A 24731-nucleotide genomic window follows, 5' to 3' on the forward strand; every position below is an offset into this window, starting at 1 on the left:
CATCCAACGTATTTCGCAAATACCGAGGACGGCGAAGACTAGTTCCCGTGTTCAGCGCAACGCTGATTTCCATCCACGTCCCAGGAGCTTCGTCATGACCGATACCCTGATCAAGGTCGATTTGAACCAGCCCGCCCCCGAGAACGAACAGATCCACAACCGCTGGCACCCGGACATTCCCATGGCCTGCTGGGTGAACCCGGGTGATGATTTCATCCTCGAGACCTACGACTGGACCGGCGGCGCGATCAAGAACGACGACGACGCCAGCGACGTGCGCGACGTGGATCTGTCCACCGTGCACTACCTGTCCGGCCCGGTGGGCGTGAAGGGCGCCGAGCCGGGCGACCTGCTGGTGGTCGACCTGCTCGACATCGGCGCCAAGCAGGACTCGCTGTGGGGCTTCAACGGCTTCTTCTCGAAGACCAACGGCGGCGGTTTCCTCACCGATTATTTCCCTGCGGCGCAGAAGTCCATCTGGGACTTCGAGGGCATGTTCACCAAGAGCCGGCACATTCCCGGCGTGCGCTTCGCCGGCCTGATCCACCCCGGGCTGATCGGCTGCCTGCCCGACCCCAAGCTGCTGTCGGCCTGGAACGAGCGCGAGCAGGCGCTGATCGACACCAACCCGACCCGCGTGCCGCCGCTGGCCAACCCGCCGTTCGCCGCCACCGCCCACGCCGGCAAGGCCTCCGGCGCGCTGCGCGACAAGATCGCCGCCGAGGGCGCGCGCACCGTGCCGCCGCGCGAGCACGGCGGCAACTGCGACATCAAGGACCTGTCGCGCGGCTCGAAGATCTTCTTCCCGGTCTACGTCGACGGTGCCGGGTTGTCGGTGGGCGACCTGCACTTCAGCCAGGGCGACGGCGAGATCACCTTCTGCGGCGCCATCGAGATGGCCGGCTGGGTGCACATGAAGGTCGAGCTGATCAAGGGCGGCATGGCCAAGTACGGCATCAAGAACCCGATCTTCAAGCCCAGCCCGATCGTGCCCACCTACAACAACTACCTGATCTTCGAAGGCATCTCGGTGGACGACAGCGGCAAGCAGGCCTACCTGGACGTCAACCTGGCCTACCAGCAGGCCTGCCTGAATGCCATCGAGTACCTGAAGAAGTTCGGCTATTCCGGTGCCCAGGGCTACTCGCTGCTCGGCTCGGCGCCGGTGCAGGGGCACATCAGCGGCGTGGTCGACATCCCCAACGCCTGCGCCACGCTGTGGCTGCCGACCGATATCTTCGAGTTCGACATCAACCCCAGCGCCGCCGGCCCGATCAAGCACCTCGACGGCAGCATCGACATGCCCATCGCATACGACAAATGACCGGAACGTGGGTTGGGTTGAGCGAAAGCGAAGCCCAACGGGCGGACTAAGCCGACCCAACCTACGTTGCCGAGAGGACGATCAGCATGCCCATCTACGAATACGATTGCGCCGCCTGCGGCGATTTCACCATGCTGCGGCTCATGGCCGACCGCGACCAGCCGTGCGCCTGCCCGGCCTGCGGCGGCGAGGCGCGGCGGGTGATCCTCAGTGCACCCGGCCTGGCGACCATGGCCGGCAGCCAACGCCGCGCCATCGAGACCAACGAGCGCAGCGCCCATGCGCCGCAGTCGCTGGCCGAATACAAGGCCAACCGCAAGCACGGCGCCGGCTGCAGCTGCTGCGGGCCGAGCAAGCCGAACACACCGACCAAGGCCAACCCGCACGGGCTGAAAGCCAGCCCCTCGGCGCGGCCGTGGATGATCAGCCACTAACCATTGTTTCCAGCAGCGTGGAAATCGCTACGCGGATTTCCACCCTACGTTGTCAAGCCCTCCGGCGTAGGGTGGAAAACGGCGAAGCCTTTTCCACCGAGAGCCCGCCCGCGAGCCAAACCGAACCAAACGGAGACCCACCATGCGTCACGGAGATATTTCCAGCAGTCCCGATACCGTCGGCGTCGCCGTCGTCAACTACAAGATGCCGCGCCTGCACACCAGGACCGAAGTGCTCGATAACGCCCGCAAGATCGCCGAGATGATCAAGGGCATGAAGCTCGGCCTGCCGGGCATGGACCTGGTGGTGTTCCCCGAGTACAGCACCATGGGCATCATGTACGACCCCGGCGAGATGATGGAGACCGCCACCACCATCCCCGGCGAGGAGACCGCGATCTTCTCCGCCGCCTGCCGCGAGGCCAGGACCTGGGGCATCTTCTCGCTGACTGGCGAACGCAACGAAGACCCGGCCAAGGCGCCCTACAACACCCTGGTGCTGATAAACGATGCGGGCGAGATCGTGCAGAAGTACCGCAAGTGCATCCCCTGGTGCCCGATCGAGGGCTGGTACCCGGGCGACCGCACCTATGTGACCGAAGGCCCGAAGGGCATGAAGATCAGCCTGATCATCTGCGACGACGGCAACTATCCGGAGATCTGGCGCGACTGCGCGATGAAGGGCGCCGAGCTGATCGTGCGCTGCCAGGGCTACATGTACCCGGCCAAGGAGCAGCAGGTGCTGATGTCCAAGACCATGGCCTGGGCCAACAACTGCTACGTGGCGGTGGCCAACGCCGCCGGCTTCGACGGCGTGTACAGCTACTTCGGCCACTCGGCGATCATCGGCTTCGACGGCCGTACCCTGGGCGAATGCGGCGAGGAGGAAATGGGCATCCAGTACGCCCAGCTGTCCATCTCGCAGATCCGCGACGCCCGCGCCAACGATCAGTCGCAGAACCACCTGTTCAAGCTGCTGCATCGCGGCTACACCGGCGTCTACAACTCCGGCGACGGCGACCGGGGCGTGGCCGACTGCCCGTTCGAGTTCTACCGCACCTGGGTGCTGGATGCCGAGAAGGCCCGGGAGGATGTGGAGAAACTCACCCGCCGGACCGTCGGCGTCGCCGATTGCCCGGTATACGAGCTGCCGCATCCGGGTAAGGAAAAGGCGGCTGGCTGACCTGTGCCCGCCGGCAGGCCCGGTTTTCTGTAGGAGCCGGCTTGCCGGCGATGCTCTTGAGGTTTACGGAAGGAACGCCATGCCCTTCGTCAACGATTTGATCGAGCACAACCGCGAGCGCCTGGCCGATCAGGACGTGGCGGCCAGGCTGCAGCCGTCGCGCTTCCTGTTCGAGCCGGATGTGGTGATGGCATCGCTGCGCGCACGTATCGTCGGCCAGGACGCCGTGCTGGCGCAGGTCGAAGCGATGCTCAAGGTGGTCAAGGCCGATATCGGAGACCCCGAGCGGCCGCTGGCGGTCAACCTGTTCATGGGGCCCACCGGGGTCGGCAAGACCGAGATCGTGCGGCTGCTGGCGCAGGCCATCCATGGCCGGCCGGACGCCTTCTGCCGCATCGACATGAATACCCTGGCCCAGGAACATTACGCCGCCGCGCTCACCGGCGCGCCACCGGGCTACGTCGGTAGCAAGGAGGGCACCACGCTGTTCGATGTCGAGGCCATCGCCGGCAGCTTCGGCCGGCCGGGCATCGTCCTCTTCGACGAGCTGGAGAAGGCCAGCCGGGAAGTGGTGCGCAGCCTGCTCAACGTGCTCGACAGCGGCCAGCTGACGCTCGCCGCCGGCACGCGGCGCATCGACTTTCGCAACAGCCTGGTCTTCATGACCAGCAATATCGGCGCGCAGGACGCCGCCGAGTACCGCTCGCGCTTCCAGCGGGGCTGGCGCCGCGCGCTGCGCCTGCGGCCGCGAGGCGAGGGCACGCTGCTGGAGCGGGCCTTGCACCGGCATTTCGAGCCGGAATTCCTCAACCGGATCGACCGCATCCTGGCCTTCGAGCGGATCGATGGGCAATGGCTGCAGGCGCTGCTGGACATCGAACTCGGCAAGCTCGGCCAGCGGTTGCGCAAGGCCCGCTGCGAGCTGTTCGTCAGCACCCCGGCGCGGGACTGGCTGTGTAGCGGCCACGACGCCCGTTTCGGCGCGCGCGACCTGGCGCGCCGGTTGCGGACCCAGCTGGAACCGGCGCTGGCGCAGGCCATGCTGGACAATCCCGACTGCCGGCGCTTCACGGCCGAGGTGTTCGCCGAGCAGTTGCGCGTCGTCGCGCTGCGCTGATCCGGGGTCGTCGCACCGAGCCTCCCGCGCCCGACACCTGCCGAACTCTTGCACGGCGCCATCGTCCCAATTCAGACAGTTCTGTTCCGGTTGGGGGAAGGCATGGCAATCCTGGATACGCGCGGGGTCGGAGCGCTGACCCTGCTCAAGCGCACCTTCAAGGAGTTCAGCAACGACGACATGTCCACCTACGCCTCGGCGCTGGCCTATCGGGCGTTGTTCTCGCTGTTTCCCTTCCTGCTCTTCCTCATGGCCCTGCTGGGCTTCCTGCACTTGCCGGAGTTCTTCGCCTGGCTGCGCGAGCAGGCCTCGCTGGTGCTGCCGCCGGTGGCACTGGATCAGGTCAACCCGGTCATCGACCAGTTGCAGGAGCAGAAGGGCGGCCTGCTCTCCATCGGTATCCTGGTCGCGCTGTGGACGGCTTCGGTGGGTGTGCGCTCGCTGATGAATGCGATGAACAAGGCCTACGACGTACAGGAAGGTCGCCCGAGCTGGAAGCTGGCCCTGTTGTCGCTCGTCTACACCGTCGGCATCGCGGTCATGCTGCTGCTGGCCGCCGGCCTGATGGTGATCGGACCGCAGGTGATCAGCTGGCTGGCCGAGCAGGTCGGGCTGAAAGACGTCGTGGTGCTGCTATGGAGCTGGCTGCGCTGGCCGATCGCGGTATTGCTGATGATGCTGGTGGTGGCGGTGCTGTACTACGTCGCGCCGGACGTCGAGCAGGAGTTCCGTTTCATCACGCCGGGCTCGGTGCTGGCGGTGATCGTATGGATCGTCGCCTCGGTCGGCTTCGGCATCTATGTGCAGAACTTCGGTAATTACGACGCGACCTACGGCAGTATCGGGGCAATCATCGTGTTGCTGCTGTATTTCTACATCTCCGCCGCGGTGCTGTTGCTCGGCGCCGAACTCAACGCGGTGATCGAGCATGCCTCGGCCGAGGGCAAGGACCCCGGCGACAAGCGCCTCGACTCCTAAGGTCTTACTGGCCCGGCGGCGCGAACGACTCTCCAGCCTAACGGTCATTTATTGCAATACAGGGTTCTTCGCGTGGGACCGACCGGTGCGGCGCCCGGACGCTACGCAGGCCCGCAGAGGACCGAACGGAGACGCTGCATCTTGCATATTGCCGATATGACCATGTTCTACGCACCCGCCAGCGGTGGCGTGCGCACCTACCTCGAGGCGAAGCACCGTCGACTTCAGTTCTACCCGGGCGTTCGGCACAGCATCCTGGTGCCGGGCAGCTGCTATGGCCACAACAACGGCGTCTACCAGGTGCCCGCGCCGGTGCTGCCGTTCGGCAAGGGCTACCGTTTCCCGGTGCGCCGTGCGCCCTGGCGCAATCTGCTGCGCTCGCTACGCCCCGACCTGATCGAGGTCGGCGACCCGTACATGACCGCCTGGGCCGCGCTGGATGCTGGGCGCCGGCTGGATGTGCCGGTGATCGGTTTCTATCATTCGGACCTGCCGCTGTTGGTCAGCAACCGGATTGGCCACTGGCTGGGGACCAACCTGAACGGCTACGTCTCGCGGCTGTACGGCAGCTTCGACCGCGTACTCGCGCCCAGCCAGGTGATGGCCGACAAGCTCATCGAGCTGGGGGTGAACAACGTCTTCGTGCAGCCGCTGGGGGTGGACCTCGACACCTTCCAGCCCGGCCGCCGGGCGCCCGGCCTGCGCGCCGAGCTGGGGCTGGCGGACGATACACGGCTGATGATCTTCGCCGGCCGCGGCTCGCGGGAAAAGAACCTGCATGTCCTGCTGGACACCGCGCGCCAGCTGGGCAAGCCCTATCACTTGCTGCTGGTGGGCTCGAGCATGCCGCACCGGGTGCCGGACAACGTGACGGTGATCGACCGCTTCTGTCCCGCCAGCGAGGTGGCACGCTTGCTGGCCAGCAGCGATGTGCTGCTGCATGCCGGCAACCAGGAAACCTTCGGCCTGGTGGTGCTGGAGGCGATGGCCTGCGGTATTCCGGTGGTGGCGGCGCGCGCCGGCGCGCTCCCCGAACTGGTGCCCTTCCACAGCGGGCGGCTGTGCCGGCCGCTGGATGCGCATGCCATGGCCCGGGCCGTGCGCGAGCTGTTCGAGGTCGGCCCGCGCATGCTCGGCCTGCAGGCCCGTCAGCACGTGGAGGCGCACCATGCCTGGGATGCGGTGGTCGCCGGGCTGCTCGCGCATTATCACGCGGTGCTCGGCACCGCCGATCTGCCGGTCGCCTTGAATGTCTGAACGCGCGCTGATGCTGGTGTTGCACGACGTGGCGCCGGAAACCTGGGCGGACTACCGGCCGTTCGTCGAGGCGGTGGATGCGATCGGCGGCGTGCCCATGACTTGGCTGGTGGTGCCGGATTTCCATAACCGCAACCCGCTGCGGGCACATCCGGCATTCCGCCGCCTGCTCGACGGGCGCCTGGCTCGTGGCGATGAACTGGTGCTGCACGGCTGCTATCACGCCGATCAGGCAGCGCCGCCACGCACGCCGAAGGACTGGTTCATGCGCCGGGTCTACACCCATGAAGGCGAGTTCTATTCGCTGGACGAGGATGCCGCGCGCGAGCGGCTGGGGCAGGGGCTGGCATTGTTCCGTCACTACGGTTGGCCGCTGCACGGCTTCGTCGCGCCGGCCTGGCTGATGAGCCCGGGCACCCGCCGTGCGCTGGCCGGCAGCGGGCTGCTGTACACCAGCGACCCGCGGCATTTCTACCTGCTGCCGGACTTCACGCCCATCGTGGCGCCGGGGCTGGTCTGGAGTGCACGCAGTGCCTGGCGTCGCGGTCTGTCCTGGCTGGTCAGCGAGGGGCAGCGGCGCCAGCAGCGCCAGGCGCCGCTGCTGCGCCTGGGGCTGCACCCGGTGGACATGCGCCATGGGTTTTCCCGGGACTACTGGCTGGCCGTGCTGCAGCGCCTGCTGCAGGAAGGCCGGCAGCCGACCACCAAGGTCGACTGGTTGCGCCGCTACGCGCCGTCGAGTCCGGCGGCATGAACCGTCGCTGGTGGCTGCTGGGCGCACTGTTCGCCGCGGCGCTGGTTCCGCTGCTGCTGGGCGGCACCGGCCTGTTCGAGCGGCTGGGGCGCTTCCCGGCCAGCCTGTTGGCGATCATGCTCGGCATGATCCTGCTGGGCTGGTATCTCAATGCCCTGCGCCTGCGGTTGTTGCTGGGGCGACGCAGGCTGGGGCAGCGGCGTGCGTTCGGTATCGTCATCGCCACCGAGTTCGCCATCTGCGCCACGCCGGGCGGCGCCGGCGGGCCATTGACCTTGATGGCCCTGCTGATGCGCCAGGGCGTGGCACCGGCGAGAGGGACGGCGACCTATGCGGTCGAGCAACTGAGCGACCTGCTGTTCTTCGCCTGTGCGCTGGTCGGCGTACTGTTCTATGCGCTGACCCACGCGCTGAACGCCTACATGGCCAGCCTGCTGGGCTTCAGCGCGGCGCTGCTGATCGGGGTGATGGTGCTGCTGGCGCTGCTCGGGCGCTTCCATCGCCAGGTGTTCCTGCTCAACGGCTGGCTGGTCACCCGCCTGGGCGTGCAGGCCTCGCGCAAGCGCCGCTGGGCGCGCAAGCTGCTGGGCTTCCGCAATGCGCTGGTCGACTGCTTCCGCCTGCCGCGCCGGATCCTGCTGGCGGTGTTCGGCCTGACCATTGCACATTGGTTGCTGCGCTACAGCGTGCTCTACCTGACGTTGCGGGGGTTGGGCAGCGAGATCGCCTGGGCATGGACCTTCCTGGTGCAGCTGCTGGCGCTGACGGCCGGCCAGCTCAGTCTCCTGCCGGGCGGCGCCGGCAGTGCCGAGCTGGCGTCGGCGGCGCTGCTGACACCGATGGTGGGCAAGTCGGCCACTGCCGCGGCGATCCTGATCTGGCGCTTCGTGACCTATTACTTCTACCTGATCGTCGGTGCGCCGGTGTTCCTGCACCTGGCCGGCCGGCCCTTGCTCCGCCGCCTGCTGCGCGCACGGCAGGCCTGAACCAGCGATCCGATGGCCGGGAGAAACCATCGCTGCGCCCGCCCGGTCCACTCCCATGCCATCGATAAAAACAGAAGGGGACCGTCATGAGCGGCAGCGAAGACAAGATCAAGGGCAACGCCAACGAAGCCGTCGGCAAGATCAAGCAGGGCGTGGGCGAAGCGACGGACAACCAGCGCCTGAAGGGCGAAGGCCAGCGCCAGGAGATCAAGGGCGAAGCCCAGCAGGTCAAGGGCGAGGTGAAGGATGCCCTGAAACGGGGAATCGACAGGACCTGAGGCCGCTGTCGGCTGCGCAAACGAAAATGCCCGCATCGCTGCGGGCATTTCTGCGTGGCTGGCCGGGCTGAAGGATCAGCGCTCCAGGTACTGCAACTTGTCCTTCACGCCGTCCCATTCCTCGGCGTCCGGCAGCGCATCCTTCTTCTCGGTGATGTTCGGCCAGACCTCGGCGAGGTCGGCGTTCAGCTCGATGTATTCCTGCTGGTCGTCGGGCACCTCGTCCTCGGAGAAGATCGCCTGGGCCGGGCACTCCGGCTCGCAGAGGGCGCAGTCGATGCACTCGTCCGGGTGGATCACCAGGAAGTTCGGGCCTTCGTAGAAGCAGTCCACCGGGCAGACTTCCACGCAGTCGGTGTATTTGCACTTGATGCAGTTGTCGGTGACGACGAAGGTCATGTCTAGCTATCTCCTCAGGCGTGTCAGGTTGGCGTTACGGTGACGCCCCTGCGGCTAGGCGGCATCAGGCAAATGCCGCATATCCAAAAAATGCGCGCGATTCTAGCAGCTTTCTCGGTGCATCAAACGCGCGATTTCAAGCTGTATAGCAGCTCCAGGGCCTGACGCGGCGTCATGTCATCGGGATCGATGCGTCCCAATTCCTCGATCACCGGGTGCGGCAGGCTGGCGAATAGGTCATTCTGCAAGGGGGGTGCTGGCTGGCCGGGCGCTATTCTCGGCGCTTCGTGGGGCAGGCTGGTGGTTTCCAGCCGCGACAGATGGTCGCGTGCGCGCTGGATCACCTCGCCCGGCACGCCGGCCAGTTGCGCCACCGCCAGGCCGTAGCTCTGGCTGGCCGGGCCCGGCAGTACGTGATGGAGGAAGACGATGCGCTCGTTGTGCTCGGTGGCCGAGAGGTGCACGTTGGCCACCACCGGCTCGCTTTCCGGCAGCACGGTCAGCTCGAAGTAGTGGGTGGCGAACAGGGTGAAGGCGCGCAGCTTGGCCAGGTGCTCGGCCGCCGCCCAGGCCAGCGACAGGCCGTCGAAGGTGCTGGTGCCGCGGCCCACCTCGTCCATCAGCACCAGGCTCTTGTCGCTGGCGTTGTGCAGGATGTTGGCGGTCTCGCTCATTTCCACCATGAAGGTCGAGCGCCCGCCGGCGAGGTCGTCCGACGAGCCGATGCGGGTGAAGATACGGTCGACCAGCGACAGCTCGCAAGCCGCCGCCGGGACGAAGCTGCCGATCTGCGCCAGCAGCACGATCAGCGCGGTCTGGCGCATGTAGGTGGACTTACCGCCCATGTTCGGCCCGGTGATCACCAGCATGCGGGTGGCGTCGTCGAGGCCGAGGTCGTTGGCGACGAAGGGTGTCTCCAGTACCTGCTCGACCACCGGATGGCGGCCCTGCTCGATGCGCATGCACGGCTGCTCGACGAAGCGCGGGCGATTGAGGTCGAGGTTCAGCGCGCGTTCGGCGAGGTTGCTCAGCACGTCCAGCTCGGCCAGCGCGGCGGCGCTTTCCTGCAGCGGCGCCAGGTGCTCGATGAGCGTTTCCAGCAGCTCGTCGTAGAGCAGCTTCTCGCGCGCCAGGGCGCGGCTCTTGGCCGACAGCGCCTTGTCTTCGAACTCCTTGAGCTCGGGGGTAATGAAGCGCTCGGCGCCCTTGAGCGTCTGCCGGCGGATGTAGTCGGCCGGGGCGGATTCGGCCTGCTTGCTCGGCAGTTCGATGAAGTAGCCGTGCACGCGGTTGTAGCCGACCTTGAGGTTGGCCAGGCCGGTGCGCGCCTTCTCGCGGGTTTCCAGGTCCATCAGGTACTGACCGGCGTTCTCGGAGAGCGACTGCAGCTCGTCCAGTTCGGCGTCGTAGCCGGTCTTGAGCACGCCGCCGTCGCGGATCACCGCCGGCGGGTTGTCGATGATGGCGCGGGCCAGCAGCTCGGCCAGCTCGGGATAGGTGGCGATGCTCGTCGCCAGCGCATTGAGGTGCGGGGCGACCAGTTCCTGCATGCCGGCCTGCAGTTGCGGCAGCGCAGCCAGGGCATCGCGCAGGCGCGCCAGGTCGCGCGGGCGGGCGTTGCGCAGGCCGATGCGGGCGAGGATGCGCTCGAGGTCGCCGATGTCCTTGAGCTGTGGCTGCAGTTGCTCGAAGCGGTAGTGTTCCAGCAGGCAGGTGATCGAGTCCTGGCGTGCCTCGAGAATCTCGCGGTTGCGCAGCGGACGATTCAGCCAGCGGGTCAGCAGGCGCGAGCCCATGGCGGTCTGGCAACGGTCCATCACCGACTGCAGAGTGTTGTCGCGGCCGCCGGCGAGGTTGACGTCCAGCTCCAGGTTGCGGCGCGTGGCGCCATCGAGGATCACCGTGTCGTCGAGGCGCTCGTGGCGCAGGCTGCGCAGGTGGGGCAGGGCGGTGCGTTGGGTTTCCTTGGCGTAGGCCAGCAGGCAGCCGGCGGCGCCGATGGCCAGCGTCAGGTTCTCGCAGCCGAAGCCCTTGAGGTCCTGGGTGGCGAACTGTTGGCAGAGGCTCTTGAACGCCGAGTCGCGGTCGAAATCCCAGGGCGCGCGGCGGCGCACGCCGCGGCGTTTCTCCAGCGGCAGGCCCTGCGGCCAGTCGTCGGGGATCAGCAGCTCGGCCGGGCTCAGGCGCTCCAGCTCGGCCAGCAGGGTTTCCCAACCCTTGAGTTCCTGCACGCTGAAGCGGCCGCTGGCGATGTCCAGCACCGACAGGCCGAACAGCTTCTCGTCGCCGACCACCGCGGCCAGCAGATTGTCGCGGCGCTCGTCGAGCAGCGCCTCGTCGCTCACCGTGCCCGGGGTGATGATGCGCACCACCTTGCGCTCCACCGGCCCCTTGCTGGCGGCGGGATCGCCGATCTGCTCGCAGATCACCACCGATTCGCCGAGCTTGACCAGGCGCGCGAGGTAGCCTTCCACCGAATGGAAGGGAATGCCCGCCATGGGGATCGCGGTGCCGGCCGACTGACCGCGCGCGGTCAGGGTGATGTCCAGCAGCGCGGCCGCCTTCTTGGCGTCGTCGTAGAACAGCTCGTAGAAGTCGCCCATGCGATAGAACATCAGCTGGTCCGGATGCTCGCGCTTGAGCTTCCAGTACTGCTGCATCATTGGGGTGTGGGCGGAGAGATCGGAGTTGGGCTTGGTCATCAGCTTGCGGTGCGGTTCGTTGTGGAGTGGAAGGGCCAGGCGTGGACATCGGCCTGGCAAGGGATGCGCTTCCCGCTGAAAGCCGGCAAGGTTACCACGGGCCTGCCACACTCAGCAGGTATGGAGCTGCACAGCGGCGGGCTGCGCAAGGGGGCGCGATAGCGTGCGCGCTGTCAGCGGTCGGTACGCGCGGCGCGCGCATTGACAAGCGGGCCGGCGCCGCCGATAACCTGCGTTCTATCGAAGCGCCGGAGCCGTACTTTCGCGGGGCCTTCGATGCATTTCTTCCGGCCTCGCAGTTGCGCAGCGCCCTGTGGCAGCTGTCGCGGTAGCTTGCCCGGGTTTTGCCGTCGCTGCGGCCCGCGAAGGCAACACGGCTTGCCTGGGCGTTTCTCGCGTCGATTTCTGGCGACTTTCCCTCTCATCACACCCACGTGAGCTGCAGACATGCCCCGACTCCTCGGACTCGACGCCCTGCGCGGTGGAGCGGCGCTGTGCGTCGCCTATTCCCATCTGATCGCCAAGATGAAGCGCGACGGCCTCTTCGACGAACTGACCAGCTACCTGTTCCTGTCGACCAAGACGGTGCTGGATGTCGGCAAGGCCAGCGTGCTGGTGCTGTTCGCCCTGAGCGGCTATTTCATCGTCGCCGGCCTGTACCGGAACCGACAGACTTTCGAGCGGCCGGTGGCGGCGTTCGTGTGCCAGCGTTTCTTCCGCCTGTTCCCGTTGTACTGGCTGTCGCTGCTGCTCGGCACGATGTTTCCCTGGGACGACCCGGCGCGGCTGTTCTCGGCGTTGGTCATCGCCGTCAACGCGACGATGCTGCAGGGCTTCTTCCTGGTCGAGAACGTGATCGGTCTGTACTGGACACTGCAGATCGAGATCACCTTCTACGTGCTTTGCATGGTGATGTTCGCCTTCAGGCCGGGTAGCTCCGCGCGGCTGGATCTGCTCTTGCTGGTCCTGCAGTACGGTTTCACCTTGTTGCTCGCCTACCTGCGCTACAGCCTGGAGGCCAAGTTGCCGGTGGCGCTGCCGTTGATGGTGAGTGTGTGCTTCCTCGGCGCGCTGTGGAAAAGCACCGACAACGGACGCGCCACTAGTTCCGGCGGCTACGCCTGGGCCGCGGTCGCGCTGTTCTATGTCTTCCTCCTGCCGACCTGCGTGCTCGCCTATTCCCACGATACCGGGCTCGGTGAAACCTGGTATCGCTATCTCGTGAGCTACAGCCTGGGGATGGCGATCTTCCTGCTGGCGACGCGAATCAAGGGGCAGGGGCTGCGCTGGCTGGCGCCCGTCGGGGGCGTGGGCTACATCATCTTCCTGACCCACCCCTCGGTGTTCGCCATCGCCGAGCGCCTGCACTTCCATCCCTCGGCGCTGGTCATTCCCGGTCCGCTGTACATCGGCATCATGCTGGCGGTCGTTACACTATTGGCCTTCTTCATCAAGCGTACCCTGGCCGATCCGATCCAGGGTTACGGCGACCGGGTGGTCAGCCGGCTGGGCCGCCGTCGCCAGGGCGGACTGGCCCGACCGGCGCGGCCGCAGGCGTAATGCTGGCGCAGGGGCGCCGCTCGAGCGGTCCGGCGATCCGGCGGGCTGAAGTGTGTGGGCAGCTGGTGTAGGGTAGCGGTTTTTCCGCTTCCGGAGCCCCGATGACGCTCACCGATCTCGCCTCGCGATTGGGCGAAGCCCTGCAACGACAGGATGCACAGGTCACCACCGCCGAATCCTGTACCGGCGGCGGGATCGCCGAGGCGATCACCCGGATCGCCGGCAGCTCGGCCTGGTTCGAGGCCGGCTACGTCACCTATTCCAATGCGCAGAAGACCCTGCAGCTCGGCGTGCCGGCGCAGCTGTTCGAGCAGGTGGGGGCGGTCAGTGCCGAGGTGGTGCAGGCCATGGCGCGAGGTGCGCAGCAGCACAGCGGTGCGCGTTTCGCGGTGGCGGTCAGTGGTATCGCCGGGCCGAGCGGCGGTTCGGCGGACAAGCCGGTGGGCACGGTCTGGATCGCCTGGGCCGATAGCGCGCAGCTGCATACCCGGCGCTATCTGTTTGCCGGCGACCGCCAGGCGGTGCGTGAGCAGACGGTGGTGGCCGCGCTGCAAGGACTGTTGCGCCTGGCGGCTGGAGAAAATCCGGCGCAGGGCTAGGCGAGCAAATTTGCCTATGTTCTAATACTGTCTACTTATACAGTTGTTGTGGCCTCTGGCCCTCTTGATCAAGTGAGGATTCGATGGACGAGAACAAGAAGCGCGCCTTGGCTGCAGCCCTGGGCCAGATCGAGAAGCAGTTCGGCAAGGGCGCGGTGATGCGCATGGGCGATCATGATCGCCAGGCGATCCCGGCCATTTCCACCGGCTCGCTGGGGCTGGATATCGCACTGGGCATCGGTGGCCTGCCGAAAGGCCGCATCGTCGAGATCTACGGTCCGGAGTCGTCGGGCAAGACCACCATGACCCTCTCGGTCATCGCCGAGGCGCAGAAGATGGGCGCCACCTGCGCCTTCGTCGATGCCGAGCACGCGCTGGACCCGGATTACGCCGGCAAGCTGGGCGTCAATGTCGACGACCTGCTGGTGTCGCAGCCGGACACCGGCGAGCAGGCGCTGGAAATCACCGACATGCTGGTGCGCTCCAACGCGGTGGACGTGATCATCGTCGACTCCGTGGCGGCGCTGGTGCCCAAGGCCGAGATCGAAGGCGAAATGGGCGATGCCCACGTCGGCCTGCAGGCACGTCTGATGTCCCAGGCGCTGCGCAAGATCACCGGCAACATCAAGAACGCCAACTGCCTGGTCATCTTCATCAACCAGATCCGCATGAAGATCGGCGTGATGTTCGGCAGCCCGGAAACCACCACCGGTGGTAACGCGTTGAAGTTCTACGCCTCGGTGCGCCTGGACATCCGTCGTACCGGCGCGGTGAAGGAAGGCGACGAGGTGGTCGGCAGCGAAACCCGCGTCAAGGTAGTGAAGAACAAGGTGGCGCCGCCGTTCCGCCAGGCCGAGTTCCAGATCCTCTACGGCAAGGGCATCTACCGCAACGGCGAGATCATCGATCTCGGCGTGCAGCAGGGCCTGGTCGAGAAGTCCGGCGCCTGGTACGCCTACAAGGGCAACAAGATCGGCCAGGGCAAGGCCAACGCCGCCAAGTACCTGGAAGACAATCCGGAGATCGGCCGCGAGATCGAGCAGCAGATTCGCGAGAAACTGCTGGTGGTCAGCGGCAGCGGCAAGGCGAACGTGGTCAGCGAAGACCTGGTCGACGCCGATCTCTGATCCGCATGCCCGTCGTGCTCGATAGCCCCGCCGCGGTGCGGCGGGCGGCAATGGACCTGCTGGCCCGACGCGAGCATGGTCGCGTCGAGCTCTTCCGCAAGTTGCGCCAGCGCGGCGCCCCGCCCGAACTGATCGAACAGGCCCTGGATCGTCTCTGCGAGCAGGGCCTGCTGTCCGAATCGCGTTACCTCGAAAATTTCGTCAGGAGCCGGGCCAATGCCGGCTATGGGCCGTTGCGCATCCGTGAGGAGCTGGCCCAGCGCGGGCTGCCGCGCGCGGATATCGAGCAGGCCTTGCGCGACAGCGGCTTCGACTGGGGCGAGCAACTGCGCGATGCCTGGCAACGCAAGTTCGGCCGGCTGCCAGCAGACGCCCGCGAACGCGCCAAGCAGGGGCGCTTCCTCAGCTACCGGGGCTATCCGCCGGAGCTGATCGGCCGGCTGCTGCGTGGTGGCGCTTCAGACGACTGAGTACCTTGCCTGCAGGTTGGTCTGCGCATGTGGATTACAAGTAGGGGCACGCTGTTTGTAGGAGCCAGCTTGCTGGCGATTAGCTTTTCAACAGTATCGCCAGCAAGCTGGCTCCTACAGAAATCCGGGCTCGGGCCCACACATCTGCGGATGCGCATCACTCCCTGTGCGCGCCCCCGTGGTGATTGCAGGCCGCAGGCCCGAACCTTCGTCCATCAGTCCTCGGTCGCCAGCAGCGGTGCCCAGCTGGTGGGCTCGTTGATGTAGTCGGTGAGCTCGCGCAGCCGTCCATGGTCGCGACCGTTGAAGACGAAGCTCAACCGCGGCAGACGCTGCAGTTCCGGCTCGTCCAGTTCCGATTCGCAGCACGCTTGCTGTTCGAATGCGCCGCTCAGGCACAGGTCGGCGAACTCGTCGTTCAGGTACTCCATGGCCAGTTCGTTCAGCGGGTGGTTCATGCGCAGGACGAAGCGGTCCTTGAGCCAGCGGCTGGAGTGGAAATTGCGATAGAAGTCGGCGATTTCCTTGGCGGCTTGCTCGGCATCGTCCACCAGGCGCATCAGGCGCATGTCGCTGGGCAGGATGTAGCGGTTTCCTTCCAGCTGGCCGCGCATGAACCGCAGCGCATCGCTCCAATACGAGCCGCCCGGTTCGTCGAGCAGCACCACCGGTACCAGCGGACTCTTGCCGGTCTGGATCAGCGTGAGCACCTCCAGTGCTTCATCGAGCGTGCCGAAGCCGCCGGGGCAGAGTACCAGGGCGTCCGCCTCCTTGATGAAGAACAGTTTGCGCACGAAGAAGAAGTGGAACGACAGCAGGTTGTCGGTGCCGTCCACCGTCGGGTTGGCATGCTGCTCGAAGGGAAGCGTGATATTGAGCCCGAGGCTGTTGTCGCGCCCGGCGCCTTCGTGGGCGGCAGCCATGATGCCGCCGCCGGCGCCGGTGATGACCATGAAGTTGTAGTGCGCCAGGGTGCTGCCCAGCTGGCGCGCCAGTGCATACAGCGGGTGCTCGATCGGCGTGCGGGCAGAGCCGAACACCGTGACCTTGCGGCGCCGCTTGAACTGGTCCAGGCGGCTGAAGGCGTGCTCCATCTCGCGCATCGTCTGCAGCAGGATCTTGGCATCCCAACGGCTGCGGTCGGCCTGGGCCATGCGCATCACGGTGACCAGCATTTCCCGGTACAGCGGCAGGTTGGGGCTGGTTTCGGGGACGACCATGGTGACGAGTTCATCGATCCTGCTTTCGAGGTCGGCGCCGCTGGTCTTGAAGTGTCGCGACAGGTAGTCGTCCGGATCGAAAGACATACAACTTCTCCATGTATGAGTGCTACGCCCAGGCTGAGGCCGCAATCGGCGGAATTCAAGCCGAAGGCGTTTGGGCAGGGCCGTTCCGCTGCCGGAACCCGGGGCTCCGGCGCGTTCGGATGGGCGCTAGCACTCAGAGCGCGATGCGATCACCGGGTTCCGGTATCCGGGCTTCCCAGTTGAGGCGGTCGCGAATGGCCTGTTGCAGGACCTGCATCTTTTCCAGTTCGCCGTGGACCAGATAGAGCTCCGGGCGGTTCTCGAACTGACTGACCCAGTCGATCAGCTGCGACTGGCCGGCATGCGCGGAAAACCCGCCGAGCGTATGGACCTTGGCATTCACGGCAATGCGCTGGTGCAGCAGCTTGACGCTTTTCGCCCCGTCGACGATGGCGCGGCCGAGGGTACCGCGGGCCTGGAAGCCGGGGATCACCAGATGGCACTCCTCGCGCCAGAGGTTGTGCTTGAAGTGGTGCAGGATGCGCCCGCCGGTGCACATGCCGCTGCCGGCGATGATGATCACGCCGCTCTTGAAGCGGTTGATGGCCATCGACTCTTCGGGCGTCGGCGTGGGCTTGAGTATCGGCAACCAGCGTTCGGCGTAGAGCTTGCTGCTGGTTGCGCTGAGCGCGGGGGCGATGCCGTTGAGGTCCAGCTGGTCCTTGTAGTGCGAGTAGATGGCGTTGGCGCCGATCGCCATGGGGCTGTCGAGGAAGACCGCCTGCTGTGGCAGGCGGCCTTCGCGATGGAAGCGGCCGAGGTAGTAGATCAGGTCCTGGGTGCGCCCGACGGCGAAGGACGGCATCAGCACGTTGCCGCCATCGCGATGGGCCTGCTGCAGGATGCCGGCCAGTTCCTCGAGCGTGGCGTCGTGGCTGCGGTGGTCGCGGTCGCCGTAGGTCGACTCCATCAGCACCACGTCGGCTTCCTTGAGCACGGTGGGCGCGTGCATCAGCGGCGAGCAGGTGTTGCCCAAGTCTCCGGAGAATACCAGGCGGCGGGTCCGGCCGTGGTCCCGTACATCCATCTGCACGATGGCCGAGCCGAGGATATGGCCGGCATCGTGGAAGGTCACGCTGACCCCGGCTGCGGCTTCGAATGTCTCGCCATACCGATGCGGTGCGCGCTGGCCGAGCATGCGTTCGGCGTCGACCCGGGTGTAGAGCGGCTGGATCAACGGCTTGCCGATACGTGCGCGCCACTTGTTCTCCCATTCGGCGTCCTTTTCCTGGATCTGCGCCGAATCCAGCAGCATCAGCTCGAGCAGTTCGGCCGTGGCATCGGTGCAATGCACCGGGCCGCGATAGCCGAGTGCGACCAGGCGCGGCAACAGGCCGCTGTGATCGATATGGGCATGGGAAAGCACGACCGCGTCGAGGGTCTTGGGGTCGAAGGCGAAGGGCGCGCGGTTGTCGCTTTCCTCCTGCCGGCGTCCCTGGTGCATGCCGCATTCGAGCAGAACCCTCGCGCCGTCATGGGTCTCAATGAGATAGCAGGAGCCGGTGACCTGTTGTATCGCGCCGAGAAAACTGAGCAAAGCCATGTTGCCTTCCTGTCTGTACGATGGTGTCCACTTTGCAGGCTCGGTTGCCAGGAGCACTTGATACATATCAGAGATAACGAAACGAGCCCTGCCTAGACTACAGCACATCCTGCTTACCGACGGAGTGATCCCATGAGTCAGCTACTGCCCAGCCTTACCGAGCTGGATCAACATGCCCAAGCCGAGCCGGAATTCGCTGCCTGGCGCGGCGGCTTCGGACCGTTCGAGCATGCGCTGGAGACCCAGGCGGCCGTATTCCGCCTGGCCCACCAGTTGGTACAAGCAGGGCATCAGCCGGATCTCGCCAGCGTCTACCGGGTGCTGCAGGCCGTCGATCGCGTTGCCAGCGCCGGCCTCTGGCTGGTGGTGCACATGACCTACGCACGCCATGTCCGGCTCGATGGCACGCCGCTGGGCGCCGAGGACTTCAAGCGCAGCCCCGAAGGGCATACCGGCGGTGCGCTGAACATGGTGCCGGCCTATGCCGGCTACCTGGCGCTGAATGCCTTGACCGGCCGGACCCGCGCCTGGTTGATGGGGCAGGGCCATTGCGTGGCGGCGGTCGATGCGCTCAACCTGCTGACCGGCAACCTGCACCCCGAACAGGCGCAGGCCTACGGTGAAGGCGAAAAGGGCATGAATCGCCTGCTGCAGGATTTCTACGGCTATCGCCAGGCCGCCGACGGCAGCCCGCTGGCGCCGCTGGGCAGCCACGTCAATCCTCATACCGCAGGCGGTATCGCCGAGGGCGGCTATCTCGGTTTCGCCGAACTGCAATACGCGCACATGCCCTTGCCGGGCGAGACGCTGGTGGCCTTCCTCTCCGATGGCGCCGCGGAAGAGCAGCGCGGCAGCGACTGGATTCCGCGCTGGTGGCGGGCCGAAGATTGCGGAATGGCGTTGCCGGTGATGATCGCCAACGGTCGGCGTATCGAGCAGCGCACCTCCCTGGGCACCGAAAAGGGGCTGGAGGATTTCCGCCAGCACCTGGGGCAGTGCGGTTTCGACCCGATTCCCTTCGATGGCCGCGACCCCGCCGCCTTCGTCGCCACGCTCTGGGAGATGGAGCTGCGCCTGGGGCGCCGGGTCGAAGAGAAGGACCGGGGCATCCTCAACTACCCGCTGCCGATACCCTATGGCATCGCCGAGACGGTCAAGGGCTTCGGCTTCTATGGCGCCGGCACCAATGCCGCACACAACCTGCCGCTGCCGGGTAATCCGCGTCTGGATTCCGAGGCCCGCGAACTGTTCAACGAGCACGCGGCGCGCCTGTTCGTCCCGCAGGCGGAACTGGATGCCGCACTGGGGCTGTTCGTCCGCCATCGCCAGGGCCGTCCGCTCGAGCGTGACAACCCGCTGGCGCTGCGCCGGCCCGCGGAACCGCGCATGCCACAGCTGAACTACCGTGACGATGCCTGCTCGCCGATGGCGGCGGTCGACCGCTTCTTCGTCGAACTGACCCAGGCCAACCCGTCGCTGCGTCCGCGCGTGGGCAATCCGGACGAACTGGCGAGCAATCGCCTGGCCGGCGTGCTCAAGGCGCTCAAGCACCGGGTGATCGACCCGGAAAGCGAACTCGAAGCGATCGATGGGGCCGTCATCACCGCGCTCAACGAAGAGGCCGTGGTGTCCGCCTGCCTCGCCAACCAGGGTGGCTTGAACCTGGTCGCCAGCTACGAAGCGTTCTGCGTGAAGATGCTCGGTGTGGTGCGCCAGAGCATCATCTTCTCCCGCCAGCAAAAGGAAATCGGCCGGCCGGCCGGCTGGCTCGGCTGGCCGCTGATCGCGACCTCGCATACCTGGGAAAACGGCAAGAACCAGCAGTCGCACCAGGACACCACCTTCTGCGAGGCGCTGCTCGGGGAAATGAGCGACATGGTGCGCGTGCTGTTCCCGGCCGACCACAACAGCGCCCTGGCCCTGTTGCCGTCGATCTACAAGGCGCGAGGGGAGCTGGCTTGCCTGGTGATGCCCAAGCGCGATCGGCCGTGCTATTTCAACCAGGCCCAGGCCGAGCAGCTGGCCCGCGATGGCGCTATCGTCGTCGAAGAGAATCCGGGGGAGGGGGCGCTGCTACTGATCGCCAACGGCAGCTACCAGCTGGGTGAGATGCTGCGTGCCGCAGAGCGCCTCAAGGAAGCCGAATGCGCCTACCGGCTGGTGTATCTACAGGAGCCCGGTCGTTTCAGGGCGCCGCGCGACCACTGGGAGGTGGAGGCGCGGGCGAGCGACGGGATGGCGGAGCGGCTCTTTCCCGACCGCATGGAAATGCGCGTGCTGCTGACCCACATGCGCCCGGAGGTGGCGCGTGGGCACCTGTGGCCGATCCTGCCGGATGCACGCAAGAGTTCGGTACTCGGCTATCGCAATCGTGGCGGCACGCTGGACGAGTTCGGCATGCAGTTCGCCAACCGCGCCAGCTGGGCCAATGTGCTAGCCGCCTGTGCACGGCTGCGCAACGTGCCGCGCACCGCCTTGCTGACGCGTGAGGAAGCGGCTGCGGTGGCCGGCAGGGGCGATCCCGAGACCCTGCGCGACGACTACAGCGCCAGGCACTGAGCCGGGCTTCCCTGAGGGCGGCCCGCTACAGGCCGCAATCCGCGGCCTTGTAGCGCTCGGTGGCGATCGGCCTGTTAGATTTGTACTCGCTGAACTCGTAGCGCAGCACGGCGCCCTGGCTCATCAGCGTGCGCAGGCCCTGGTTGCCGCAGACGCTGACGCCGAGCTGACTGCGCACGTCGGCCGGGTTGTCGCGCATCTGGGCGGCATGCCGCGGCTGCACGCTGAGGTGGTTGACCAGTTCGTTGCCGTCGACGGTGTAGCCCTGGTCGAGGATGTCTTCGTTGATCGCCCGCGGCGTGCCGACGCTGCTTTCCCGGGCGACCTGGTCGAGTAGCTGGCCCAGTTGCTGCTCCTGGAGCGAGGTGGCATGGGCGATGGGAAGGGCGAGGCTCAGAGCGAGCAGGATGGTCAGACGGTACATGGCGCTCTCCTTATGACTGCGCTTGTTCGACCGACGGGGTGGGGTACGGTTCATTTGCCATTTCCGCCGCGGGCCGGTAGCTTGGCCCTGATTGTCGCGCAACCTCTGAGCGGACCGCTGTGCGCCGGGTTTCGGTGCCGTGTGCCCCGTCCCGATCCCGTCCTTCCGAACGACCCCGAGCCGATCCATGCCCCATGCCGTAGCCCGCCTGCGCGACGAGCGCCTGGCGCGCAGTCTGAAACCCTTCGTCGCCCGCGGATCGCGCGCGCCACGCTGCGCGCGCTGCCGTGTACCGTTCAGCCACTGCCTGTGCCCGTGGCTGCCGGAGGTCGACAGCCGCAGTGGCGTCTGCCTGCTGATGCACGACATCGAACCGCTGAAACCGAGCAATACCGGCTGGCTGATCGCCGATGTGGTGCCCGATACCTTCGCCTTCACCTGGCAGCGCACGGGTGTGGATCCGCACCTGCTGCAACTGCTCGTCGATCCGCAGTGGCAACCGCTGGTGGTCTTCCCGGGCGAATACGCCGAGCCGTCGCGCGTGGTCGAGCGCATCGAGCCACAGCCCGGCAAGCGGCCACTGTTCGTCCTGCTCGATGCGACCTGGACCGAGGCGCGCAAGATGTTCCGCAAGAGTCCCTATCTGGATGGCCTGCCGGTGCTCAGCCTGCGGCCGGAGGCCCTGTCGCGCTATCGCCTGCGGCGCTCGACCCGCAGCGATCACCTGTGCACCGCGGAAGTCGCGGCGCTCTGTCTCGATCTGGCCGGCGATGCGACCGCGGCCAACACCCTGGATGCCTGGCTGGACGTCTTTACCGAGCACTACCTCGGCGCCAAGCACCATCGCCAGCCGGACCTGCAGAACGCCGCGCATCGGGCCCTGCAGGCAGCGCCCGCGCCATAGCCGCGCGGTGCGGCAATCAGGCCTTGGCGGCTTCGACGGCCAGGGGTTCCGGCCTGCGCGGCCACAGTTGGGCGGCCAGCATGCCGAGGAACATCAGCACACAGCCCAGGTAGCCGCGCGGGGTGAGGCTCTCGTCGAGGAACAGCGCACCGGCAATGGCCGCGAACACCGCCTCGAGGGAGAGGATGATCGCCGCATGGGAGGCGATCGCGTGCTTCTGTGCCACCACCTGCAGGGTATAGCCGACCGCGACCGCGAACAGCCCGCCGTAGATCAGTGCCGGTCCGGCGAGCCAGATGCTGGCCGGATCGGTTTCCTCGAAGGCCAGCGCGAGCAGCAGGCTCACCACCGCACAGGTGGCGAACTGCAGGAAGGCCAGGCGGATCGCATCGTGGCGGCTGACGAAGAAGCTCACCAGCAGCACGTGCAGGCCCCAGACGAAGGCGCCGGCCAACTGGATCCAATCCCCGGATGCCACCTGGAAGTCCTCGCCGATGCTCAGCAGGGCCATGCCGGCGACCGCGAGAAAGGCCCCGAGCCAGGTGCCCAGGCCGGTCCGGTGGCCGATAACGAGCCCCAGCAACGGCACCACGATCACGTACAGGCCGGTGATGAAGCCGGAATTGGTCACGCTGGTGAACAGCAGGCCGACCTGCTGCAGGTTGATACCCAGGGTCAGTGCCAGGCCCATGGACAGGCCGCCGAACAGCAATCCGCGCTGCAGGAAGGGTTCGTGACGCGCGGCGGTCCGGCCGCGGTAGATCACCAGCGGCAGCAGGGCCAGGGCGCCGAGGGCGAAGCGCAGGCCAGTGAAGAGAAAGGGGCCGATGTTGTCCATGCCGATGCGCTGGGCGACGAAGGCGGTGCCCCAGATCATGGCGGTAATCAGCATCAGGAAGTCGGCGCGGAGGGCTTGGCTACGCATCTTTCGGCTCGTCGGAGGAAAAGGCGCAGACTTTGCTACAAAGCATCGCGCTTGACCACTTATTCGTGGGTGGGCATGCTTGCGCCGCTTGATTTGTTGTGGCCGGCAGTCGATATTCCCATTTGCCGACCGAATGCCATCTCGGGAATTCCCGACGGAATTTGTCGGGTTTTGCCGTCATCTTGTCGGCATCGGCTATTAGCCGATGAAAAGCGCCAATAAAAACTACAGGTCTGCCAATGGCTGCTTACGAAATAATCATTGCCGATGATCACCCGCTGTTTCGCAGCGCGTTGCAGCAGGCACTCACCATGGGGCTGGGGGACAACGTCCGGCTGGTGGAGGCGGCCAGCATCGCCGAGTTGGAAAGCTTTCTCAATCAGGGCGCAGCCTGGGACCTGGTTCTGCTGGATCTGAACATGCCGGGCGCCTATGGCTTTTCAGGCCTGGTGCTGCTGCGCGGCCAGTATCCCCAGTTGCCGGTGGTGATGATTTCGGCGCAGGAGGATGCGGCGGTCGTCGCGCGTTCGCGCGAATTCGGCGCCAGCGGCTTCATTCCGAAATCGAGTTCGCTGGAAACCATCCAGGAAGCGGTGCGGGCAGTGCTCGACGGCGACGTCTGGTGGCCGAGCAATATCCAGGACGTGGCCAATGTCAGCGACGAAGCCAAGGCGGCCAGTGCCGGGCTCGCCAGCCTGACACCGCAGCAGTTCCGGGTGCTGACGATGGTCTGCGACGGCCTGCTGAACAAGCAGATCGCCTACGAGCTGAACGTCTCCGAGGCGACCATCAAGGCGCATGTCACCGCCATCTTCCGCAAACTCGGTGTGCGTACCCGGACCCAGGCGGCGTTGCTGCTGCAGCAGATGGGCTCCATCCCCACCAGCTGACGACGCACCTCAGGCGATCGGCGGCAGCATGATTTCATCGCTACGCCGCACGCCGGACGTCATGGCCTGGCACTGTTCGACGAATTCGCGCATGGCCGCCGTCTGGTATTTGTGCGAGTGCCAGATGAAATAGAACTGCCGACGCAGATCCAGCTCCGGCGTCACCACCGGCACCAGGCTGCCGCGGCGGAAGGCGTCACGCAGCGCCAGTCGCGAGATGCAGCCGATTCCCAGCCCCGACTCCACGGCACGTTTGATCGCTTCGGTGTGTTCCAGCTCCAGGCGCACGTTCAGCTTGCCTGGTCGATGACGCATGGCCTGCTCGAAGGTCATGCGGGTGCCGGAGCCCCGTTCACGCAGGATCCAGGCCTCGCCCGAAAGTTCGTCCAGGTCCAGGGTCTCGCGCCGGGCCAGCGGGTGCTGTGGCGCACAGAACACCACCAGCTCGTCCTCGATCCAGGGCTGGACCTCTAGGTCGGGATGCTGGCACTCGCCCTCGATTAGACCCAAATCAAGTTCATGTTGCGCAACCTGCTGCACGATATGCGCGGTGTTCTGCACATGCAGCGTTACCCGGCATTCCGGGTGGCGCTGCATGAAGCTGCCGATCAGCAGGGTGGCGAGGTAGTTGCCGATGGTCAGTGTCGCGCCTACCGCCAGCGAACCGAAGCCGCTCTTGCCGTTGAGCAGATCCTCGATGGCTCGTGCCTGATCGAGCAGGGCGACCGCCTGCGGCAACAGCTGGCGGCCCAGGGCGTTCAGGCACAGACGTTTACCGGCGCGGTCGAACAACTGGCAGCCGGACTGGCGCTCCAATTCGGCCAGTGACGTGCTGGTGGCCGACTGCGACAGCGAAAGGCTTTCGGCCGCGCGCGAGACGCTCTCCTGGCGGGCAACCGCGGCGAACACTTCGAGCTGGCGAAGAGTGAAATGCATATCTATATAACCGATAACCTATATCTTTATTATTCGATTAACGAATAAGGCTGGCGCCGATAAACTGCCAACTAC

Annotated in this window: 23 protein-coding genes; 16 read left to right on the forward strand and 7 right to left on the reverse strand. The window is 66.1% G+C overall.

Annotation, left to right across the window (positions count from 1 at the left end):
- Nucleotides 1–94 precede the first annotated feature (94 nt).
- The 9 genes from fmdA to CXK94_RS04065 all read left to right on the forward strand — a co-directional run bounded on the left by fmdA (nucleotide 95) and on the right by CXK94_RS04065 (nucleotide 8311).
- Nucleotides 95–1324, forward strand: a complete 1230-nt coding sequence (gene fmdA, locus CXK94_RS04025) for a formamidase (RefSeq protein ID WP_037037669.1) — start codon at nucleotides 95–97, stop codon at nucleotides 1322–1324.
- A gap of 86 nt (nucleotides 1325–1410) precedes the next feature.
- On the forward strand, nucleotides 1411–1758 hold the full coding sequence (locus CXK94_RS04030) for an FmdB family zinc ribbon protein (RefSeq protein WP_102893383.1): 348 nt from the start codon (nucleotides 1411–1413) through the stop codon (nucleotides 1756–1758).
- Nucleotides 1759–1900: 142 nt separating this feature from the next.
- Entirely contained in the window at nucleotides 1901–2941 is a 1041-nt protein-coding gene (locus CXK94_RS04035; protein ID WP_102893384.1) for an aliphatic amidase, read from the forward strand.
- A 79-nt stretch (nucleotides 2942–3020) separates the two neighbouring features.
- The gene (locus CXK94_RS04040; RefSeq protein ID WP_102893385.1) at nucleotides 3021–4058 is read left to right on the forward strand and encodes an AAA family ATPase; all 1038 of its coding nucleotides are present in this window, start codon (nucleotides 3021–3023) and stop codon (nucleotides 4056–4058) included.
- Nucleotides 4059–4160: 102 nt separating this feature from the next.
- Nucleotides 4161–5036 carry a YihY/virulence factor BrkB family protein gene (locus tag CXK94_RS04045; protein WP_102893386.1) on the forward strand — a complete coding sequence of 292 codons (876 nt, stop codon included), beginning with the start codon at nucleotides 4161–4163 and terminating at the stop codon, nucleotides 5034–5036.
- A 141-nt stretch (nucleotides 5037–5177) separates the two neighbouring features.
- Complete coding sequence (locus CXK94_RS04050) at nucleotides 5178–6293, forward strand: glycosyltransferase family 4 protein (RefSeq protein WP_037037673.1); 1116 nt, start codon at nucleotides 5178–5180, stop codon at nucleotides 6291–6293.
- Nucleotides 6286–7047 carry a DUF2334 domain-containing protein gene (locus CXK94_RS04055; protein WP_102893387.1) on the forward strand — a complete coding sequence of 254 codons (762 nt, stop codon included), beginning with the start codon at nucleotides 6286–6288 and terminating at the stop codon, nucleotides 7045–7047. Before CXK94_RS04050 ends, CXK94_RS04055 begins: the two co-directional genes overlap by 8 nt.
- Nucleotides 7044–8033 (forward strand): lysylphosphatidylglycerol synthase transmembrane domain-containing protein, encoded by a 990-nt coding sequence (locus CXK94_RS04060; RefSeq protein ID WP_102893388.1) that lies wholly within the window; start codon nucleotides 7044–7046, stop codon nucleotides 8031–8033. The genes CXK94_RS04055 and CXK94_RS04060 overlap by 4 nt, the downstream gene beginning before the upstream one ends.
- A gap of 86 nt (nucleotides 8034–8119) precedes the next feature.
- Nucleotides 8120–8311 carry a CsbD family protein gene (locus CXK94_RS04065; protein WP_102893389.1) on the forward strand — a complete coding sequence of 64 codons (192 nt, stop codon included), beginning with the start codon at nucleotides 8120–8122 and terminating at the stop codon, nucleotides 8309–8311.
- A gap of 75 nt (nucleotides 8312–8386) precedes the next feature.
- Here CXK94_RS04065 and fdxA read toward each other — a convergent pair whose 3' ends face one another.
- Together fdxA and mutS are read right to left on the reverse strand one after the other, a co-directional pair.
- Nucleotides 8387–8710 carry a ferredoxin FdxA gene (gene fdxA, locus CXK94_RS04070; RefSeq protein WP_037023371.1) on the reverse strand — a complete coding sequence of 108 codons (324 nt, stop codon included), beginning with the start codon at nucleotides 8708–8710 and terminating at the stop codon, nucleotides 8387–8389.
- 122 nt (nucleotides 8711–8832) lie between these two features.
- Nucleotides 8833–11412 (reverse strand): DNA mismatch repair protein MutS, encoded by a 2580-nt coding sequence (mutS, locus tag CXK94_RS04075; protein ID WP_102893390.1) that lies wholly within the window; start codon nucleotides 11410–11412, stop codon nucleotides 8833–8835.
- Between the two features lie 447 nt (nucleotides 11413–11859).
- Between mutS and CXK94_RS04085 the strand changes: the two genes are divergently transcribed.
- The 4 genes from CXK94_RS04085 (at nucleotide 11860) to recX (ending at nucleotide 15168) form a co-directional block, all read left to right on the forward strand.
- Nucleotides 11860–12972 (forward strand): acyltransferase family protein, encoded by a 1113-nt coding sequence (locus CXK94_RS04085; protein WP_102893392.1) that lies wholly within the window; start codon nucleotides 11860–11862, stop codon nucleotides 12970–12972.
- A gap of 101 nt (nucleotides 12973–13073) precedes the next feature.
- Nucleotides 13074–13571 carry a CinA family protein gene (locus CXK94_RS04090; protein ID WP_102893393.1) on the forward strand — a complete coding sequence of 166 codons (498 nt, stop codon included), beginning with the start codon at nucleotides 13074–13076 and terminating at the stop codon, nucleotides 13569–13571.
- An 83-nt stretch (nucleotides 13572–13654) separates the two neighbouring features.
- Nucleotides 13655–14698: a recombinase RecA gene (gene recA / locus CXK94_RS04095; RefSeq protein ID WP_037037679.1), complete on the forward strand. Its 1044-nt coding sequence runs from the start codon at nucleotides 13655–13657 to the stop codon at nucleotides 14696–14698.
- Nucleotides 14699–14703: 5 nt separating this feature from the next.
- Nucleotides 14704–15168 carry a recombination regulator RecX gene (recX, locus tag CXK94_RS04100; RefSeq protein ID WP_102893394.1) on the forward strand — a complete coding sequence of 155 codons (465 nt, stop codon included), beginning with the start codon at nucleotides 14704–14706 and terminating at the stop codon, nucleotides 15166–15168.
- 215 nt (nucleotides 15169–15383) lie between these two features.
- On the opposite strand, the gene CXK94_RS04105 is transcribed toward recX, so the two are convergent.
- Both CXK94_RS04105 and CXK94_RS04110 read right to left on the reverse strand, forming a co-directional pair.
- Nucleotides 15384–16475, reverse strand: a complete 1092-nt coding sequence (locus tag CXK94_RS04105; RefSeq protein WP_037037681.1) for an LOG family protein — start codon at nucleotides 16473–16475, stop codon at nucleotides 15384–15386.
- 133 nt (nucleotides 16476–16608) lie between these two features.
- Nucleotides 16609–18018 (reverse strand): MBL fold metallo-hydrolase RNA specificity domain-containing protein, encoded by a 1410-nt coding sequence (locus tag CXK94_RS04110; protein WP_037037682.1) that lies wholly within the window; start codon nucleotides 18016–18018, stop codon nucleotides 16609–16611.
- Nucleotides 18019–18150: 132 nt separating this feature from the next.
- On the opposite strand from CXK94_RS04110, the gene CXK94_RS04115 reads away from it, so the two are divergent.
- Nucleotides 18151–20577, forward strand: coding sequence for a xylulose 5-phosphate 3-epimerase (locus CXK94_RS04115; protein WP_102893395.1), 2427 nt, complete (start codon nucleotides 18151–18153; stop codon nucleotides 20575–20577).
- Nucleotides 20578–20602: 25 nt separating this feature from the next.
- Here the strand turns inward: CXK94_RS04115 and CXK94_RS04120 are convergent, their stop codons facing one another.
- Nucleotides 20603–21001 carry a quorum-sensing-regulated virulence factor family protein gene (locus tag CXK94_RS04120; RefSeq protein ID WP_102893396.1) on the reverse strand — a complete coding sequence of 133 codons (399 nt, stop codon included), beginning with the start codon at nucleotides 20999–21001 and terminating at the stop codon, nucleotides 20603–20605.
- 187 nt (nucleotides 21002–21188) lie between these two features.
- On the opposite strand from CXK94_RS04120, the gene CXK94_RS04125 reads away from it, so the two are divergent.
- Nucleotides 21189–21905, forward strand: a complete 717-nt coding sequence (locus tag CXK94_RS04125; RefSeq protein WP_102893397.1) for a tRNA-uridine aminocarboxypropyltransferase — start codon at nucleotides 21189–21191, stop codon at nucleotides 21903–21905.
- A 16-nt stretch (nucleotides 21906–21921) separates the two neighbouring features.
- On the opposite strand, the gene CXK94_RS04130 is transcribed toward CXK94_RS04125, so the two are convergent.
- The gene (locus CXK94_RS04130) at nucleotides 21922–22830 is read right to left on the reverse strand and encodes a DMT family transporter (protein ID WP_102893398.1); all 909 of its coding nucleotides are present in this window, start codon (nucleotides 22828–22830) and stop codon (nucleotides 21922–21924) included.
- A gap of 239 nt (nucleotides 22831–23069) precedes the next feature.
- On the opposite strand from CXK94_RS04130, the gene erdR reads away from it, so the two are divergent.
- Nucleotides 23070–23720, forward strand: a complete 651-nt coding sequence (erdR, locus tag CXK94_RS04135) for a response regulator transcription factor ErdR (protein WP_037037687.1) — start codon at nucleotides 23070–23072, stop codon at nucleotides 23718–23720.
- Between the two features lie 9 nt (nucleotides 23721–23729).
- Here erdR and CXK94_RS04140 read toward each other — a convergent pair whose 3' ends face one another.
- Nucleotides 23730–24656, reverse strand: a complete 927-nt coding sequence (locus CXK94_RS04140; protein WP_102893399.1) for a LysR family transcriptional regulator — start codon at nucleotides 24654–24656, stop codon at nucleotides 23730–23732.
- Nucleotides 24657–24731 lie beyond the last annotated feature (75 nt).

It is taken from the genome of Stutzerimonas stutzeri (assembly GCF_002890915.1).
Taxonomy (GTDB): Bacteria; Pseudomonadota; Gammaproteobacteria; order Pseudomonadales; family Pseudomonadaceae; genus Stutzerimonas; species Stutzerimonas stutzeri_AF.